Here is a 19,886-nt window from a genome sequence, read left to right on the forward strand (position 1 = left end):
AGAAGGATAAATTTACTACTAAAACAGGCGACATTGCCGAAAATTCCAAATAAACCTTATGATTGGCGGGAGATTCAACTAGCCCCAGGCATCACAAAAGATTATATTTTAGAAGGTGAGTTTACGAAAAATCAGGAAAACCTTATCTTCTATGGCGGAGTGGGAACCGGTAAAACATTCCTTTCCACTCTCATCGCCCTCAATTTGATGAAAAAACAAGGAAAAAGAGTGAAGTTCTATACGGCCGCCTCCAATGCTTTATTGGAGGCCAATGAAAAAGGTGACCTTGGTAAATTTCTCAATCAAATCGAAAAGTTGGATCTCTTGATTCTTGATGAATTGGGCTATATTCCATTGCATAAACAGGGGGCAGAGTTATTATTTCAAGTTATTTCCATGTGTTATGAAACCAAAAGCATCATTGTGACAACCAATTTACCTTTTAGCCAATGGAATAATGTCTTTGGCGATCCCATTTTAACAGAGGCCGTCATTGATCGGCTGATTCATCATTCTCATTTAATCATCTTCAATGGTGAAAGTCACCGATACAAAGACTCAATCTCTCAACGTTAACCATGGAATTTGGCAAGTGTATGTATGCATTTTTAATTGCCATTTCATACATTTTCTACTTGCCAAAAACAGCATATTGTTTATATTTCTTAATCCATTGATAATATTATCACGATAACAAAGGTTTAATTTCTCCGCCACTACAACGACTGGCGCATCATCCTCTAGCACTCGTCAAATGGTCTTCGGTTTAATCGCCTTACTTATCTCCCTGATGTTTTTCTGATGATGACATTCTATTTCCCTTCGTACATTCTATATAAATTCAGTTTGAAATTCCGACATGTTTAACCAATGCCTGTTCTTGTCTATACTGCTCCTAAATAGGTTAATCCAAGGAGCGGATGAATCATGAATAGATATCACCCATTTCAGGACAAAGCCATTGTCGCTTTGTCTTTTTTCTTTTTAAAAAAAACAAAGAAAAAGAAAAGCCCCACAGAGATTTCTCTCCGCAGAGCTTTTCAAGTGGCCACAGCACCTCCACCTATTAGTCAACAATTGTTACTTTAAATGCTACAGGAGCAGGTAAGATATCTGCTACAGCTGTAGTATCGACATCAGATACAACAACTGTAAATGAACCAGACGATTTTCTTGAAGCCAGAGTTGCTTGACCGTTCGAAATCTCCACATTAGATTCATTCGTTGTCGTAAATACGATATTGTTTACTGAATCTGTATTTACTAAAGTACCTGGTTGATTCGTGTCCCAATCAATAACTTTAGAAGATTGATCTAATACGGACAATTTTGGTGCAATTGTATATTTGCCAGCCTTAGAATCATAGTGTCCGTAGAATAAATCCAACAGTGCTAATGGCTGATCTGTGAAACCATTAATTTTATCATTATCAATCACAACATCTACTGTATTAATAACAGCTTTAGTTGCTACAGGATCGGTATTTTTATAGGTGATTGTTTTAGTACCGATCTTCGTGCCATTCACCTTAACATCTACATTTAATGTTCCAGAACCAGCAAAAGTTTTGTATGCATTTGAGTTTACAACAGTTATCGCTAATGGATTATTTTGATCAACATCAATATATTGTTTCACTTCAGGATTTTTGTCATATCCTTGAATCTCTAAAGTAACACCTGATGTTACAGGTTGGATCTTGTTACCTTGTGCATCCACTTCGTAAACTGTGAAGTTTACTGTGTCATCGTTTGGTTCAAGATTAACATCTTTGTCTAAGTCAATTTCTGTTGCATCTGTTTCAATCACGTAACCAGCGAATGCACCAGCATCTTTACCTGTTACAGTTAAAGTTTTTGTAAATACTACGTTGCCTTTAGTATCTTTAAACTCTACTGTAATTGTTGCAGTTCCTTTTCCGGCTTCAGTGATTCTTATCGGAAGTGAAGAAGATGGCTGAGTAACATTATTTACTGTAACTGTAGCAACATTTGTATTGCTAGATTTTGCAGTTAATGTACCAACTTTATTTTTTCCGACAAACACTTCATTAGATGTAACAGTTGCTTGGATTTTTTCGCCATATTGGTCAACGATATTGACATTTACTGAGTCATTCTCTGCTTTATCATCATTTGCAGTATTGAAGTAAACGTTTGATTTACTTAAAGTTGCATTTGCAATTTTAGAGTCCTCTTTAACTGTAAAGCTAACAGTAGTTACAAAGTCACCAATTGTTAACTTAACTTGTGCCGTACCAGTAGAGTATGCGTCAACGACTAACTCTCCAGTATTATTATCTTTAGAAACAACTGCTACAGTCGGAGTTAAATTTTCAATTTTCGTTACATCGTTTGCAGACAATAATTTTTCATTGCCATTATTGTCTTTTACAAGAAGCTCTAAATTTGGACGAGATGATTTTTTCATTTCAGAGATCAACTGACCATTTTGTACTGCTTGTTTAAAGGCAGTTGGATTGTCTACATCATTACCCAACCCGAAGCCAACAAGCGACGTTACAGCAATTGGAGATAAAGTTACTTTAATAGCATCACTTTGCTTAACTACAGTATTACCAGATTTAGATTTAACTGTAACTTGTACATAAGCTACTTCACTAGTAGTAACACCTGAAACAGTTCCATTATTAATTTTTTGTGAAGTAGAAGAAATCTCTACAGTATATTCGTCAGTTACATCAATACCTTTATCATTTGTTAACTTAACAAAATCAGTGATATCATCACCATTAACAAAAGTAGTTTTTGTCAATTCAATTTTACTAACTTCACCAATTTCATAAGTAAATTCTGCTGACGAATCTTCTTTCAATTCAACGCCAGCAACAGATTTCACACCATTAGCTGTTACTTTATAAGTAGTTTTATCCGCTAAAGGTTGGTTAAATGTTAATGTAACTTGCTTTTTATTATTAGGATTAATTTCAGCATTCACAACTGCTAACCCATTATCAACAGTGAAGTTAGTAGCAGAAACTTCACCGATTTCAGTTGAAAAAGTAACAACAGCTTGTGTAGAGTTAACCGCACTTACCGAAATTACTTCCGGAGCTACAGTAGCATTGTGCGCATTATATACAAATCGTGCAAAGTCACCGCGAGTGATGTTTTCGTAAGCACCAAATTTCGTTTCTGTTTTACCTTTTGCTACTCCGTTTTTGTAAAGCGCTTTTACGTATGGTGCCCACGTATCGTTTACATCCGTGAATGGAAGCGTTACATCATCGCCTTTTAAGTTGTAAGCATTCGCGATGATTTTCGCCATTTCAACGCGAGTTAATTTGTCATATGCACCAAAGCGTGTTTCGGATTTTCCGTTTAAAATCCCTGCATCGACAAGCGCGTTGACGTATTTCGCGCGGTCTTTTGGCACGTCTGTGAAGCCTGCGTCTTTTGCGTTGTCAACGTCTAGTTTTAATACTTTTGCAAGAATAACTGCTGCATCTAGACGAGTGATTTCGTCATAAACGCCGAATTGAGTTTCCGTTTTACCGTTTGTTGCGCCTGTTGAAACTAAGAAATCGATTGCATCTTTATATTGCGGCGCAACGTCTGTGAAGCCTGCTGCGGATACGACAGGAGCTACCGCAGACGCGACCATGGCAGCTGTTGCAGTTGTCGCAACAAACTTGCGATAGGACTTAGGTTGATAAGCCATGAACAATTTCCTCCCCGTTTTGTGTATATTTTTATGATGAATCGAGGGTATGACAAATACCATCGATCAATTACCGAGATTAGGAGCAACACAAACATTTTACGAGCCAAAAAGAATATCCATCCCAAATAAGTATGTATGATGGTATCGTAGAAAAGATTCCATAAAATGACTCGTAAACATAGATACTCCCAAACTCAACTACTATTCTATCAAAACCATGTGATTTTTCAACCGTTTTTTACAAAATTCTCATCCTTTGCGTATCTTATGAACCAAATCTTTAATTTGGCGTATAAACATTAATTTACTATAGTCAACATTATACAAATAAATGAAAGATTGTAAAATACTTTTTAAGAATTTTTAAAAATAAATTAAACAAGCATGCAGCTTATTCCTGCATGCTTGCTGGTTTTTCTTTATTTTGATGGACAAAGGCGATCGCCAGCCCGGACACGAGCCAAAAGATCGTGTTTAGCTGCGGGATGAAAATGAGATTGTTGGATAAGTTTTGCACCATGAATGTGGCGCTCCCCGCGATCAGCCCGATGATTACGACCTTGCTTAGCCGGTTGGCCGCGGAAAAATAAAGGCGAAGCAAATACACGTAATAAATGAGATAAATGATTAAAAATGCCGCCAGCCCGATAAATCCCGTTTCCGCGCCAACCTTTAAATACGAGTTATGCACGGAATACTGGTCATGACCGATATACAACTCCGGATATTTCGTAACATATTCTTTGTATCTCACAAGGTAATTTCCGATACCGACGCCAAGGACCGGGTTTTCTTTCATCATCACCCATCCCGTTTTCCACAGCGTGACGCGGGAAACAACAGCGCGGCTCGTCGTCGCTTCGTCCTCGGCTTTTTCCGTTTCCTCCGGCTCTGGAAGGAATCCGATATCTTTTCCTTTTGAATGATCGTCACCGGCAATATGGCCAGGAAGGTTGCGGATGAGAATCTTCTCCATCGCGTACAGTGCCGAATACGTGCGCGACTGGACATCTGGCATGAAATAAACAACCGTAAGCAAGACGACGAACGAAACAAGTATATGCGGACGAACGGCGTTTTTCACGAATTCTTTCGGAATGAGCAAGACCATTAATACGAACCCGCCGATCATCGCGACCCAGGCGGCGCGCGTATAGGTAAGCACCAAGTTGATCACGTAAATGCCATATAGCGCGAACATAAGTAGCTGCGCTTTTTTATTTTTAAAATATACGACCGCTAATAGCACTAACGTCGGAATGACAAAGTTCAAAAACGAGGCGTAATAATTCGGATTCACAAGCGTCGAGTCAACGCGCCCTTTCGCTTCCTTCAGCGCATACAGCCCCGCGGTGTTCAAGGAAATGCCGAAAATGTATTGCACGATTCCGTAAACACCGATGATCAAGACCGACAGCCCGAACACTTTGGCGAAGTCGATATATTGTTCGCGCGTAAAGCGAACTTTCACGACAATGAGAAACAAGACAACGTACGAAAGATAGCGGGCAAGTTCCATTGCCGCCGGGGCGAGGCTGACCGCTTGCGTCAAAGAAATAACCGCGATGATGAAAAACAAGAGAAACGCCGCCGCAATCGGCTTTATGTTGAAGTCATTAAGCTCGATTCTTTTTCGCGTATAATCGATAAAAGCGGCAATCGTTAACAGCGGAATCAGCACGACTTCCGCCGACAGCGGCAGAGGGCCGATATATGTTTTAAAGGAAACGAGCGGAACAAAAAACAAAGATAAAATCACAGCGTAATAAGTAAACGGTTGTTGAAAACGCATCGCTTAAACTCCTTTTACACACTTCGTTTTACTTTTGATAATGTTTGATCACATGTTTGTACGTAGCGATTGTTTCTTCGTACAAGCGGTTTAATGAAAAATGGGAAGAGGCGTATTCGTATAAAGACTGTCCCATTTGTTTTAATTGCGGCTTTTTTTCGCGCGCTTCTTCGATTGCCGCGGCCAGCGCCGCGCTGTCGCCGACGGGAACGACCCATCCCATCTCCCGCGAAACGACGAGCTGTCTAACTCCGCCCACATCGGTGGAAATGACGGGAATGCGCTCATTGGCTGCTTCGAGCAAAGCCAACGGAAAGCTTTCGCTGTAAGAAGCCATGAGCGCAATGTCGGAGAGAGAATAGATCGCGGCGATATCGCGGCGAAAGCCAAGAAATTTCACTTGATTTTCGATGCCCAATTCCGCCGCCTTTTCTTTCAATTCCCGCTCGAGCGGACCGTCTCCGACGACTAACAGTTGGATGTCGCGATGCGGCAGCGACCGGAGCGCTTCAAATACGAGGGCATGGCCTTTAATCGGGTGCAATCTTGCGACCATGGCGATGACAAAATCTTCTTCGTTCACTCCAACATCCGTTCGTCGCAGCAGATCATTGGGAGATGTTTCGTGAAAGTCGATGCCGTTATAAATCGTCTTGATCCGCTCTTTAGGAATCCCGAAGGCGGCGAGGTTTTCTTTAAATCGCTCCGACACGGCAAAGAAATAATCGATTTTTTTTAGCGCCCATAAATTTAGGCGGGTAAAAAGGAAGCCTTTTAATCCCGATTTCATAAAATCAAGGCGCGGGTCGCTATGAATCGTCGTCATCCACGGAATCCCGATTTTCCGTTTAATCAGCGCGCCGTATAAATTGGCTCTCGGGCCATGCGTGTGCAGCAAGTCGTAGCGTCCTTGCTGAATGAGTTCCACGAGTTTGCGCAACACCGACAAATCATAGCGGGACGATTGCGGAAGGAGGCGGACATCGATATGATGTTCCCGCGCTTCTTGCGCAAGCTTTCCTTCTTGAAACACCACGAGCGTCGCTGTCTCTTTCGGAAATTTGGATAACAGCGTGACGACGTGTTTGCGCGACCCTCCCGTTTCCCCGCCGCTAATGACGTGTAATACTTTCAAATGAATCTCCCCTTGCTGTTGGAGTGAAACCGCCGCGTTTTTCCAGCAGCTTGATTTGGTTCGGCCCGGTCATTCCGCCGGTCGTTTTTCCCATAATACCTTCCATAAAAACTTTGGCAACGCAAGCTGCCGTTTGAACCGTTTCGGGTCTGTCACAAGGCGGTAAAACCATTCCAGCCCGAGATTGCGGAACAGCTTTGGCGCCCGCTTGACATATCCAGCGAACACGTCGAAGCTTCCGCCGACGCCTTGTAGCACTTTGACGTTCAAATCGTTCATATATGTTTTGATCCACAGTTCTTGCCGCGGGCTTCCGAGCGCGACAAATAAAATATCGGCATTCGACTCGTTAATTTTTCGGACGAGCGAATCGTAATCGTTGACATAGCCATTGGAGTAGCCGACGATTCGCAATCCAGGATATTTTGCTTCGAGATTTTCTTTCGCTTTTTTGACGACTTCTTCTTTCGCGCCATATAAAAACACGCGATACCCTTTTTTCGCGGAAAGCTCAATGAGCCGCTCCATCATATCAATCCCCGTAACGCGCGAGGTGATGCGCCCGCCTTTTAGCTTTGACGCGAGCACCACGCCAATGCCGTCGGGGATTTGATACGTCGCTGAGTTAATGAGCTGTTTGACGTTTTCGTCTTTGCTGGCAGCGATGAGCTTTTCCGGATTAACGGCAACAATTGTTGATTTTTCTCCTGCCGCCATTCTTTTTTCGATATCGGCAAGAATTTCGTCGTAATTCAGCGTGGAAACGTACACGTCCAAATATTTTTCTTTCTCCATCATCGATCATACTCTCTTTTGCCGTTATTCTTGGATTGCGTTGACAGAGTGCAAGTTCCCGATTTTATATACCGTTATACTTTCATCGTGAAGATGCACGCAGTTTTTTGTATCGAAAATGACTTTTGTTTTCATCGTCGCGAAATCTTCCGCTTTCATGTTTTTAAATTCGTTATGGTCGGCGAGAACGACGACTAAATGCGCGCCGTCAACCGCTTCTTCCAGCGTGGAAAGCGGGAAAGACACTTGTTCTTGTTTGACGTGCGGATCGTACGCGCGCACCTCAAACCGGCCCTGTTGCTTTAATAATTCGTATATTTTAATCGCCGGACTTTCCCGTACATCATCCGTGTTTCCTTTATACGTCAAGCCGAAAATCGCCACTTTTGGCACCGTAAGTTCGGCCGTCATGCGCTGAATTTGTTCGACGACAAAATGCGGCATCGAATTATTAATGCGCCGGGCTGTTTGGATGAGCGGCGACTCTTCTTTCGCTTTTTCGACAATAAAATAAGGGTCAACCGCCAAACAATGGCCGCCGACGCCAGGTCCCGGCAAATGGATGTTGACGCGTGGATGTTTGTTTGCCAGTTCAATGACTTTATGGGCGTCCACGCCAATCCGCCGCGAAATTTTGACGAGTTCATTGGCAAGTGCGATATTGACGTCCCTAAACGTGTTTTCCATTAACTTCGACATTTCGGCGGTGACGGCTTCTGTTTCGATCACTTCGCCTTTGACGATGGCGCGGTACACGTCAGCCGCTTTTTTCGCTGCTTCTTTCGTGACACCACCGACAATTCTTGTATTTTCCACTAGCTCAATTAAAATGCGACCCGGCAATACACGTTCAGGGCAATGAGCTAAATAAATGTCTTTTTCTGGATCCAACCCATGTTCGCGAATGATCGGCGCAACGACGTCATCCATCGTACGAGGCGGAATCGTCGATTCCACAATGACGACGTTGCCTTTTTCTAAATAAGGAAGAATCGATTTCGTCGCGTCAATGACATAATCGATATTTGCTGTATAATCTTCGTGAATCGGGGTCGGAACGGCGATAATAAACACATCCGCCTTTTCCGGAACAAGCGAAGCCCGAAACTTGCCTTCTCGCACCACTTTTTTGAAAAGGTCGGGCAACCCGTTCTCTTCGATATGTATTTCGCCTTTGTTCAACGTTTGCACAACTTTTTCGTTTACGTCCACACCGACGACTTCAAAGCCAGCGTTCGCGAAAATCGCCGATGTCGGTAATCCAATATATCCTAGTCCAACTACACAAACTTTTTTCATTGCGAAAAACCTCTCTTTGGTTCGGAAATTGGCAAACGTACTTGCCACGCTTCATTATGCTCACTGCGAGCCGTTTTTGTCAATCACGATATAGTATATCAAATTGCGACATATTTTGCATCATTGAATATAGAATGGGCAAATGCTACAATTAAGGTTGATTTTTGCGGCAAAATCGCGTATTGAAGCGAAATGATATTTTGGACAGAGGGAGGAAACGTTTCTTTGAAAATCGTTATTTCAGGTTTTTACGGCCTTGGAAACACCGGGGATGAAGCGATTCTCGAAGCGATTATCGACAATCTTCGCGCGGAATTGGATCATCCGGACATCACCGTATTTTCTCTTTCTCCGGAAAAAACGGCAAAAACGCATAACGTGAAAAGCGTTTACCGCGGATGGCGTCATGATAATAGAAAAAAAATAAAAGCGCTGCGCGAGGCAGATTTGCTTATCAGCGGCGGAGGAGGGTTGCTGCAAGATACATATCCGACGAGATTTTTGTTCGGACCTCTTCCTTATTATTTGTTAATCGTCTTTCTTGCCAAGCTTTGCGGGACAAAAGTCATGTTTTTCTCGCAGGGCATTGGTCCCATCAACACGACATGGGGAAAAATATTAATGAAAGTTTTTGCGAATATGGCTGACTTTATTACGGTGCGTGACCAATATTCCAAAGAATTGCTGCACAAGCTTGGGGTCACCAAACCGGAGACGGTCGTCACGGCGGATATCGTCTTCGCGTTTAAACATAAAGTAGATGACGCTTGCTTCCACAGTCTTCCGTTAAAAGGAGACGAAAAGCTCGTCGCCGTTTCTGTCCGGCCGTGGTTTCACCATACAGAATATTATTCGCAGATGGCGGAAGCGCTCGACCGCTTAATAGAGGAAGAACATATCACCCCTGTTTTCGTGCCGATGGAAGGCCATCATGACGTAAGAGCCTCCGAACAAGTAATCGAAAAAATGAAGCGGAAAGACGCATGCCATCTTCTTGGTCCGGACTTTACGCCAAACCAATATTTGCACTTTATTAGCCGTTGCCGCATGACAATCGGCATGCGACTGCATTCGCTCATTTTCTCCGCGCTTACGGAAGTTCCGCACATCGGTATCAGCTATGATAAAAAAGTAGAAAGTTTATTGAACCGTTCGGGAATGTGGGAATATTCTTTTCGCTTAGGCGAAATCGACGTGGAACGATTGATTGCAAACGCCAAATATGTGCTTAGCCATCGCGATGAGTTAAGCGAAATAGTGCGGAAAAACGCCGAGTCGATGCGGAAAGACGCGATGGAAAACATTCGGTTGTTAAAGGAAAAATTTCTCGTACATTCATTCTCGCAAGGAGAAGATGAAAAATGAAAATATTATTAGCTACCGTCTTCGATTATCCTCACGCTGGAGGATTATCGACGCACGTCACGACATTAAAAGCAGGGTTGGAAGCGAGAGGGCACGAAGTCGATGTGCTCTCGTTCAGCGACATTAGCCCTGTAAGCCAAAACTTGCTCGCGAAAGGGCCAAGCTTTATTTTAAACAAACTGTCAAAAGGCAGCGGAATTATTTGGAGCCATCACGTCCGGCAAAAAATGCTTTATCGCTTGATCGAAAAGCATAAATCGAAAGGATACGACATCATTAACGCCCAAGAAGTATTTGCGACGCTCGCGGCGGTCGAAACAGGCATCCCAACCGTCACTACCGTGCATGGATATATGACGTACGAAGCGATTAGCCGCGGCTCTGTCGTGGAAGGAAGCCGGCAAGCCCGTTATTTATTGCAAAAAGAAGTCGAAGCCTATACAAAAACAAGGAAAATTGTTACAGTCGACCAGCGCATTAAACATTACGTGTTCGAAAAAGCGGGCGTAGAAGCGACAGCGATTCGCAATTTTATTGACATTAACAATTTTAAGCCGGACAAGGAAAACCGGCTTGCTTACCGCCGAAAACATGGCTTTGCGGAAGACGCGAACATCATTTTCGTTCCAAGGCGCCTGACGAAGAAAAACGGCGTCATTTATCCGGTGCTCGCGCTTCCGCAAGTTCTCGAAAAATATCCGAATACGATGCTCGTCTACGCCGGCATGGGGGAAGCGTTTCAAGAATTAACATCGCTGATTCGTGAAAAAGGATTGGAACAGAAAACGAAGCTGCTAGGGGCGATCCCGCACGAAGCGATTAAAGAATATTACGCGCTATCGGATATCGTTCTTGTGCCAAGCGTTCATTCAGCGGGCGTCGAGGAAGCGACGTCCATTTCCGCCCTCGAAGCGATGGGATCCGGCTCGCCTCTCATCGCTTCTGCCGTCGGCGGTCTAAAAGAAATTGTCCGCCACGAACATGACGGCCTCCTTGTTGAAGAGAAAAACGTCGATCAGCTCGCGCAAGCGATCATTTATTTGCTTGATCATCCGGAAATCGGACAAAAATTGGCGAAAGAAGCAAGACGCAAAATTGAAGAAGAATATTCCCACTTAGCCGCTGCGAAAAAGTATGAAGAAATTTATGCAGCAGCGTTGCGGCAATAAAATGCGGCTGTCTCGTCGCCCTTTAGAGACAGCCTTTTTCGATTCTTAATAAGGAAGTGAGACAGATGCCATCATTAAAACGCACCGCGCTTTGGATTACGTTGCTCGCGTTGCTCGTCAAGTTATCCGGCTTTCTCCGCGAAAGCGTTATTGCCAAACAGTTTGGAGCAAACGAATACACAGATGGCTATTTATTGGCGTTTTCGTTTATTACTCTCGTACTGGCAATCATTTCTGGCGGATTCAATAACGTGTTTCTTCCTTTATATATACAGAAGAGCAAAAAAGATCCCGAAGCAGCAGAAAAAAACGCCAACGGCATTATGAACGCAACCGTAGCAATTTTCCTTCTCGTTACGGTCTTTGGATATTTCTTCGCTCCGTCATTCGTTCCGATCATTTTCGGCGACATGACGCCGACGACGGAAAAAGTCGCGGTCGAGATTACCAAAATTTTTTTCCTGTTTATGAGCGCTATCGCATTAAACGGAATCCTTGACTCGTATTTGCAAGGGCGGCGCATCTTCGTACCATCGCAAATTTCGAAACTGCTGGCTACACTAATGGGAGCGGTGTTCGCCCTTCTTTTTTCGGACGTGTGGGGAATATACAGCCTCGCTTACGGATTTGTGTTCGGCATTATATTGGGAGTCGTGCTCATGTTTTTCTATTTGCAAAAAAGCGGTTATCGCTGGTCGCCGACGTTTGCCGTGGACAAAGAATTTCGCCAAACATTTCTCGCCTTGCTTGTACCGTCGTTATTAAATTCGCTTGTCGGACAAATGAACATGTTTATCGATAAAATGTTCGCTTCCGGGACGATAGAAGGAGCGGTGACCTATTTAAACAACGCATCACTGTTAGTCAGCATTCCCCATACCATTTACGGCACAACTATCGCCGCCATTATATTCACGTTGCTATCCGAGCAGGTGGACGATCAGCGCAAGTTCCAGCAAACATTCTTTACAGGGATGGAACTGTCTCTCATGACGCTCATGCCGATTGCGGCCGGCTTGCTGTTTGTAGGCGATGCCGCCATCTCTTTTATTTATGAACGCGGCCAGTTTACGGCGGAAGACACCCATAATACGTACATCGCACTGCTGTTTTATTTGCCTCTTATTGTTACACAAGGATTGCAATACATCGTTTCGAAATCGATGTATGCGCAAGGAAAAACGGCGGTTGTATTGCGGATTAGCGTCACGACCATCGCGTTAAACACGTTATTAAACTATTTATTTGTGAAGTGGCTCGGCTATCCCGGACTCGCTTTATCGAGCTCGCTTGTTTCCTTCTATTATTTAACGGCGTGCACTGTATCCGTATACAAAGGGTTTGAGCGAGGAGAGGCGAAAAAACTATTTTCATTGATCGCCCGCGTCATTCCGCCGACCGCCATCATGGCCGTTCCATTATATGCAGTAAAATGCTGGACACCCGTCGGGCATTGGTACTCTCTTTTTCAACTTGCCGTTCTTGTGCCAATCGGAGTCGTCTTTTATATGGTTGGCACCTACTTCTTTTATCGCGACGGTTTTTATCGGCTTCTTCGCATGGTCAAAACAAAACAGAAGGCGGTATAACAAAAAAACGAGGCAAGCCATATTGCTTGCCTCGTTTATTTTGCGATTGGCAGCGGTTTTAATAAATCGCCGCGGATATAAGCTTTCCCCTCTGTCGGTAAATCAGGGAGAATTTGATACCATACATAGCCGTCCGGCTGTTTCGCCGTTTCCCCGATTTTAACGACAGGAGTGTTGGCAAGACGGTATTCGTAGAATACAGGCGGAACTGCCGCTGGCTGCAATCGGACGTTCACGCCATCCACTGTTGTTCCCATAACCGTATATTTGCCCCAGTCTTTCCAACCTAAAAATTTGTCAGCCCGGTACATCAGTCCAGCGATTTTTTGTCCCCAATACGGGTCAGACGCATAACGAACGTTAAAGCCGATCGTTTTATCACCAAGCACCGCTCCATTATACCGCCAGTCCTTTGGATTGGCATATCTGTTCGATACTATCGTCTGTGCCATATAGTTGATGCAATCTTCGAAGGTGTTAAACTTCACCGCACTGTTGAGCGGATCGCTATCAACCGCTTGAATGCCGAACAAGTTTTTCTTCTCTTTCGCGATTTCGCTAGTTCCCCAATAGCTTTCATGAATCGCGTGCGCCAACAAATAAAGCGCATTGACATTGTATGTTTCCTCTGCCTTTTTAAATGCTTCCCCTAACGTCTTCAGCGGACTGTCAGGGCGGCTCGCAGCGACGAACTTATTCAGCTCTTCGGCCGTATAATTCGTTTTCGTACGGATTGGCAAGACGTTATAGTACTGATAAGCCGTGCCGACGAGCTTGCCTGTTGCGTTAGAAAACGCTTCGCCGTCCCAGCTGTAATACTTTTGCCCATCTTGCATAAACGATGGCGCTTTTCCATATAGATAGCTTGAGTATGTGTTGCTTGTCGTATTATAAATGTAATGATACAATTCCCCTTTTTCCGCTTTGTAGTACGACCGTCCTTGTAGCAATGCCGTCGGTACAAGCATCACTTCCGATTGTTTCACGTACCCGATCGTATTAGCGATTTGCACTTTTACTTTTTCTTCATCTGCGCCTAAATATTTCATTTCCGTATTTGGTGCGACATACGTCAGCGTTGCGCTGAAATTGGCATTATAAATCGTTGTCGTGGATTTTCCAGGAGACGGCTGGGCAATGACGTTGCCACTAGCCATTTTAACGATTTTCGTACCTTGCACCACCACTTGTGAAGACCAATTCGTAACGGCCGCTTCCGCCTGCGCAAACGTAGCGTAGCGCTTCGGCAGCGGCGTTAATTGCCCGTTTTGAATGGAAGCGACTTGATACGCCATTTCCGGCGTTTGTTCCGCCCACACTTCAAGCAAGCGGTAAAGAAAAGCAGCGGCGTGCGCCCTTGTCGCGTACGCTTTCGGGTCAAAACGAAACGTTTTTCCATCCGTATTTGGAATTCCGCGAATAATGCCATAGTACACATTATTGGATATCGCGATTTTCGAAGCGGAATAAAGCCCATCCACGTCCGTAAAAGAAGAGAGCGGCGCCTGTTTTTTCTCTATTTCTAAATAGTCCAGCGCACGATCGATCATTACCGCCATTTCTTCCCTTGTGATTTTATTGTTCACACCGAACGCACCGTTCGAATATCCTTGTACAATTCCCGCTGCGTTCGCTTTATAAATGCCGTCGGCTAATTTCGAAGATGGCGAAACATCAGAAAAGTGCCCCGAACCTTCCGGAAGCTGCAACGCTCTAGCAATAAACGTAGCGAACTGACCGCGGGTAACAGACTCGTTAGGGCGATATTTGCCATCAGGATATCCTTGTACGACACCTTGGCTCACCATCGCGCGCATTTCCTTTTCCAGCGCAATTCCTGTAATATCATCGGCGAACGAAACAGAAATATTGGCAAAAAAATAAACTAAAAACTAGAAAAAAGCTGACAAGTAATCTCAATGTTTTTACTCCCCCCTGCTATGTTATGGTAAATTTTTATAAATATGTATGTAAAAGAAATTCATTCCTATATCACTTTTATTCTATCAAATATGATAAAAATATGTAAGAATTAGAATTTAATATATTTCCTGCTCGCCTATTTTTTCTGCCAAATCAATTAAATAGTTACTGCGGCAAATGGACAAAAAACGGCACGCGAAGCAAACCGATCATCAATCCTCGTGCCGTTTCGTCTACTTTTGTAATGCTTGAATCGCGCCATAAACCGCTGATGCAAATTCCATTCTTGTTGCATAACCGTTTCCGTTAAAGCTCGCTCTATTAAACACCCCTGTGCAATCGACCGCTTTGATTGCAACAATGGAAGAATATGCCCAAAAGCCCGGATTCACATCATTATATTTGGCTGTAGTACTGGCCATGATCGGGCTTTTGCTAAGTTGAAACGCACGGTCGATAATGACCGCCATTTGCGTTCTTGTAATATTTTCATAAGGGCGGAACGTGCCATCATTATATCCGGCAATAATGCCGGCTTCTTTGACGGCAGCGATATCCTTGGCAAATGGCATCCCCAGCGGCACATCCGAGAACGTCTTTGCCGAAGAGGCAGGCAATCGCAAATAACGATTTAATATCGCGGCAGCTTGACCCCTTGTAACGGGAAGATCGGGCTTGAAGTAAGAACCTTCAAATCCGCTGATAATTCCCGTTTTGCTTAGTTCGCTAATCGCCTTATATGCCGGATGATTTGAACTGACATCATAAAATTGCCCAGGCGGCAGTGACTCCTCCATGACGCGTCTAGCGCCGGCAAACTTTGGCTTCCAATACGAGTTGTTCATGGAAGCAACAGCAACGCCCTGGCTTGTTGTTGCGCTGATAAATTCGCTGTTTCCTATGTATATACCTGAATGAGAAATCCCGGATTTATATGTACCCTTAAAAAATACTAAATCACCAGGCAGCAAATCTTCCTTGTTTACGGCGGTTCCTACTTGATATTGTTCACTTGAGGTTCTTGGCAGTTCGATTCCAATTTTATCAAATATATATTGAACAAACCCGGAACAATCAAATCCGCTTGGGGTAGTACCGCCAAAGCGATAAGGAGCGCCAAGCTGTTCTTTTGCAATTTTTACAACTTCATCCCGGCTGTTTTCCGCATAAGCTCTCGGAAGGCCAACGATGAGGAATGCCAACATCAGCAAAAAAGAAAACGCTTTTTTCATTATTTTATCACCTGCGCGTTTTTGGCGGTTTCCCGCAAACTTTGACAATTACAAGGCTATTTTAGCAAATTTTAGCGAATTGTTGTTTTACAAGTATATTACAAATAGATTACTAAACATGAAATTAGATTAAATTTCGAAATTTTTGTCAAAAAGATATTTTCCGGTAATCTAAAATGCAAGATAATTAAGATTTTATTCCGAATTTGCTAGAAAAATAGAAGAATTTTTTGTAAATATATGATAATATTTATAGTGATATCAATTTTTTATAGATTTAAAAATAGCTAGAAAAGAAAGGAGAATTTTTTTGAAGAAGAGGAACAAAATAAAAAAACTGTTTTCCTTGGGAATGGCTTTGTCTTTCGCATTTGGCGGAATCCTTCCTTATGCGGACGTTTCAGCGGCAGAGCTGAAACCACAAAATACGGCTAATCAACTGTTGCATCGATTTGGCCTTCATGAACTGAAGGCAAACACAGTGCAAAAAGATAAGGAAAAACAGTTGTTTAGCGAAAACCAGCTAATAGTGAAATACAAAAACGCACTTTCATCAACAGAACACCGCAAAGCCGGAACAAAACTCGTCAAACGAATCGCTTCTTTGCATTATGACATCGTACAGCTGACAGAAAAGAAAAAGTTAGAAGATGTGATCCGCGCGTATGCGCACAATCCAAACGTTGTTTCCATATCGCGCAGCGCTTATTTTACTAAAGCAGCCGCTGATGTTAAAAGCCAGGTAATGTATCATCTCTCCTCGCTGGAAGTCAATAAAGCTCTTGCGCTGACCGGCAAGCATCCTGTCAAAGTTGCGGTTGTTGATACAGGGATCGATTATAACCATCCGGAATTAAAAAATAAAATCATTGCCAACTATAATGTTGCAAACCCGTTGCAAAAAGGGATGGCCGATGTGCATGGCACGCATATTGCCGGAATTATTGCCGCGGAAAAAGATAACGGCATTGGCGGATATGGCGTTTTTCCGAATGCACAAATTATTTCGATTGATGTGTTTAACCGTTCCTTCTTTACTTCTGACTACCTTGTCGCCGAAGGCATTTTAGAAGCCATTCGCCAAAAAGCGCAAGTCATTAACTTAAGCTTAACTTCAACGATCCCTTCGCCGATCGTGGAAGAAGCGGTGAAAAAAGCACTGGAGGCAAACATCACCGTTGTCGCAGCAGCCGGCAACTCTGGAATGAATATAAATGAATATCCAGCTGCTTTTGAAGGTGTAATCGGAGTCGGGGCAACCAACGTTAAAAATGAACTCGCTGATTTCTCCACTTATGGGCCTGCTGTCGACGTTGTCGCTCCCGGAGAAGGCATTTACAGTTCTGTTTACGATATTGACAAAAAATCCACATTCGCGAAATTAGACGGAACATCGATGGCGACGCCAATGGTCACGGCAACGGCGGCGATGTTGCTATCGAAAAATCCAAAGCTGACGCCGTATGAAATTAATTATATTTTAAATAAGACGGCGAAAGATTTAGGAGAAAAGGGATATGATCTCAAATATGGCTATGGGTTGGTCAACCCGACAGCAGCGTTGCGATTTAATCCGAAAAATATTCCGGCAAATCCTAATATTGCTGAAAAGGATTTGCTAAAGAAGGCAAAAAACATCAACGTTGCATCCTATTCTGTACAAACTGGCACCATTAAGAAATTGAATCAGACGGATTGGTATCAATTTAAAGTCCAAAAAGGAGATTACATTCAAACAAAATTGAAAGGATCAGCCGACTACGATTATAAATTGAATATTTTATTCTTCCCTGACGGCAAAGCGACACCGTCCACAAAGGTGGCCGTGAATGATACATTGCAAGGTAAAGAAGAAGGCTACTTATTCGAGGCTCCGCAAGACGGTACGCTAGTGATCGGCGTTAAGGACGCGCTCGGCAACTATAGCGAAAGCGGCAAATCGCGCTATACCCTTTCCATTGATCGAACAAGGGACAAACTCGATGATGGCAACAATGCAGAAAATCCGTTCTTTATTCACTCATTGCCATATCATTCGCAGCGTGAACATGGATTACTTTTCTTTACAAACGAGCTGACAGACACGGAACCCCCGGCAGATGAACATACAGAAACGGAAGGGCCAGTGAAAGAAGAAACGAAACCGATACCGGGAGATAGCGATTATTTCCGTTTTACAGTACCAGAATCGGAGGATGGAACGGAGCAAACGGTTCATGTTTCGCTGACAGGAGTGCCTGGAATTGATTCCGCCATCAATTTATATGCAATCGAAAAACTGGAAGAAGAACCAAGTTCTGATGGAGAAACGGAGCAAACGCCTGAAGATAAAGAACAGCTGGCGGAAAATCAATTTCTGATTGATTCCATCAACACAAAAGGATACGGCGAAGGTGAGGAGCTTACCTTTAATGCGGTCCCAGGCATGGAATATATGATTGAAGTTACGAATAAACCAATCATTGATCCATTGATGATGCTGCTTTCGGGAGAACCAGAAATTGATTTAACAAGAAACTTCTCTTCTCACTTGCCTTACCAGTTAACGATTGAGGCAACCACTTTGCCAGCCGACGAAGATGGTTTTCCATTGGCAGCGGACATACCGGAAAAAGAATTGATACAAGGAGACATAGAGTCATATTTATCGAAAAAAGAAGCGTTAAAAGAGAAGCGAAATGAAGTTATCACAGATTCAGCAATACTCTCCAGCGAGAACAACTGGTCCGAAAACGTTCGCAAAGCGGCACAGCCTTATGAGTTGGGGCAAACAGCAAGCGGATATTTCCAATTCAGCGGAGATGAAGATTGGTTTGCCTTCACACCTAAGGAAAACGGAATTTACGAGTTCCGTTTTGCTGCAAATGAAAACAATGAGGTTCCAAGCATAAACATATTCAGTTATAACGAACAACAAAAAGATTTCTCCTATCTCGGTTCCAATCTTTCTTATGACAGCCTTGATCCAAAAGGCTGCTATCAAATCGGGCTAAAAGGCGGGCAAACTTACTATATTCAACTAACGGAAAAAATGTATCGCCCATCAGCGAAAGCCTATACGCTGACATCAGCGCTATTGGCAAGCAATACAGCAGATAAATTTGAGAATAACGATGACTTTGAAAAAGCAACCAACATCGGGCTAAAAGCAATTACAGGAAACTTTGCTTCTGCGCAAGATATAGATATTTACTACTTCAAACCAGAACAAAACGGGCTTTACGGATTTGTAATAACTCCGCTAAGTGTCCCGGCAAAATATGCTAAACTGCCAAAAGAACTGTTAACGCCGATTGACCCAGTAGTTATTATCATTGAAGATACAAATGGCAACAAAAAATTAGATAAGGAAGAGGAAGGAAAGGGATGGATAACCGACCGCGGTTTCTCCAATGAGGAAGAGCATGGTGCCTTTAAAGCGGTGAAAACGAAAGGATACTTTATCGTTACTCTGGATTATTTCGGAGACACTTCGCTAACGCCATACCAATTCACACTGGCAAAAGCAGATTTGCAAGATGAAGACAAAAATTCGATCGTGAAAAACAACATTCCATCAAAACCACTTCCGTTGAAAAAACCTAATAAAAACACCTTCTATAATACCGGTTATATGAACGCCACCACCAATAAAGGCGATGTTGATTACTATGTGTTTACTGCGAATGAAGAACGAACATACACATTTAAACTCGAACTGCCTTCTGACCTTGATGGGGTTATCAGCGTTTATGATGCAAAAGGCAAACAAGTGGAAAAAGCAGATTACTATATAAGCGGGGACGCCGAATATTTGAAATTAAAATTAAAGAAAGGAAAATACTTCATCAAAGTGGAAGATGCATTTGGCAATGCAAGCATTAACCCATATAAACTCATTGTACAAAAAGAATAACAAGGAC

General features: G+C 43.2%; 13 protein-coding genes. 6 read left to right on the forward strand and 7 right to left on the reverse strand.

What is annotated here, in order from left to right; genetic code table 11:
• Together BM278_RS14075 and BM278_RS18830 are read left to right on the forward strand one after the other, a co-directional pair.
• Positions 1 to 576, forward strand: a 576-nt coding sequence (locus BM278_RS14075) for an ATP-binding protein (RefSeq protein ID WP_090950891.1), incomplete at its 5' end; no start/stop codon positions are given.
• Between the two features lie 351 nt (positions 577 to 927).
• Positions 928 to 1,089, forward strand: coding sequence for a hypothetical protein (locus BM278_RS18830; protein ID WP_167359641.1), 162 nt, complete (start codon positions 928 to 930; stop codon positions 1,087 to 1,089).
• On the opposite strand, the gene BM278_RS14080 is transcribed toward BM278_RS18830, so the two are convergent.
• From BM278_RS14080 to BM278_RS14100, 5 genes are all read right to left on the reverse strand, one after another.
• Positions 1,067 to 3,682 carry an S-layer homology domain-containing protein gene (locus tag BM278_RS14080; protein ID WP_167359642.1) on the reverse strand — a complete coding sequence of 872 codons (2,616 nt, stop codon included), beginning with the start codon at positions 3,680 to 3,682 and terminating at the stop codon, positions 1,067 to 1,069. The genes BM278_RS18830 and BM278_RS14080 overlap by 23 nt on opposite strands.
• 394 nt (positions 3,683 to 4,076) lie before the next feature.
• Positions 4,077 to 5,477, reverse strand: coding sequence for an O-antigen ligase family protein (locus tag BM278_RS14085; RefSeq protein WP_090950897.1), 1,401 nt, complete (start codon positions 5,475 to 5,477; stop codon positions 4,077 to 4,079).
• Between the two features lie 28 nt (positions 5,478 to 5,505).
• Positions 5,506 to 6,612: a glycosyltransferase gene (locus BM278_RS14090; RefSeq protein ID WP_090950899.1), complete on the reverse strand. Its 1,107-nt coding sequence runs from the start codon at positions 6,610 to 6,612 to the stop codon at positions 5,506 to 5,508.
• 69 nt (positions 6,613 to 6,681) lie between these two features.
• Complete coding sequence (locus tag BM278_RS14095) at positions 6,682 to 7,407, reverse strand: WecB/TagA/CpsF family glycosyltransferase (protein ID WP_090950929.1); 726 nt, start codon at positions 7,405 to 7,407, stop codon at positions 6,682 to 6,684.
• A gap of 24 nt (positions 7,408 to 7,431) precedes the next feature.
• Positions 7,432 to 8,706: a nucleotide sugar dehydrogenase gene (locus BM278_RS14100; RefSeq protein ID WP_090950901.1), complete on the reverse strand. Its 1,275-nt coding sequence runs from the start codon at positions 8,704 to 8,706 to the stop codon at positions 7,432 to 7,434.
• A gap of 225 nt (positions 8,707 to 8,931) precedes the next feature.
• Here BM278_RS14100 and csaB point away from each other — a divergent pair, with 225 nt between their 5' ends.
• The 3 genes from csaB to murJ all read left to right on the forward strand — a co-directional run bounded on the left by csaB (position 8,932) and on the right by murJ (position 12,829).
• Complete coding sequence (gene csaB / locus BM278_RS14105) at positions 8,932 to 10,071, forward strand: polysaccharide pyruvyl transferase CsaB (RefSeq protein WP_090950904.1); 1,140 nt, start codon at positions 8,932 to 8,934, stop codon at positions 10,069 to 10,071.
• A complete protein-coding gene (locus BM278_RS14110) occupies positions 10,068 to 11,240 on the forward strand; it encodes a glycosyltransferase family 4 protein (protein WP_090950905.1) in 1,173 nt (390 codons plus the stop codon). The genes csaB and BM278_RS14110 overlap by 4 nt, the downstream gene beginning before the upstream one ends.
• 65 nt (positions 11,241 to 11,305) lie before the next feature.
• The gene (gene murJ / locus BM278_RS14115) at positions 11,306 to 12,829 is read left to right on the forward strand and encodes a murein biosynthesis integral membrane protein MurJ (RefSeq protein WP_090950908.1); all 1,524 of its coding nucleotides are present in this window, start codon (positions 11,306 to 11,308) and stop codon (positions 12,827 to 12,829) included.
• Between the two features lie 35 nt (positions 12,830 to 12,864).
• On the opposite strand, the gene BM278_RS14120 is transcribed toward murJ, so the two are convergent.
• On the reverse strand, positions 12,865 to 14,637 hold the full coding sequence (locus tag BM278_RS14120) for an S-layer homology domain-containing protein (RefSeq protein WP_244151179.1): 1,773 nt from the start codon (positions 14,635 to 14,637) through the stop codon (positions 12,865 to 12,867).
• A gap of 348 nt (positions 14,638 to 14,985) precedes the next feature.
• Positions 14,986 to 15,984, reverse strand: a complete 999-nt coding sequence (locus BM278_RS14125; RefSeq protein WP_090950910.1) for a C40 family peptidase — start codon at positions 15,982 to 15,984, stop codon at positions 14,986 to 14,988.
• A 310-nt stretch (positions 15,985 to 16,294) separates the two neighbouring features.
• On the opposite strand from BM278_RS14125, the gene BM278_RS14130 reads away from it, so the two are divergent.
• Positions 16,295 to 19,879: a S8 family peptidase gene (locus tag BM278_RS14130; protein WP_090950913.1), complete on the forward strand. Its 3,585-nt coding sequence runs from the start codon at positions 16,295 to 16,297 to the stop codon at positions 19,877 to 19,879.
• The last annotated feature ends 7 nt before the right edge of the window (positions 19,880 to 19,886 follow it).

Origin of the sequence: Parageobacillus thermantarcticus (assembly GCF_900111865.1) — a bacterium.
In the GTDB taxonomy this organism is placed as follows: domain Bacteria; phylum Bacillota; class Bacilli; order Bacillales; family Anoxybacillaceae; genus Parageobacillus; species Parageobacillus thermantarcticus.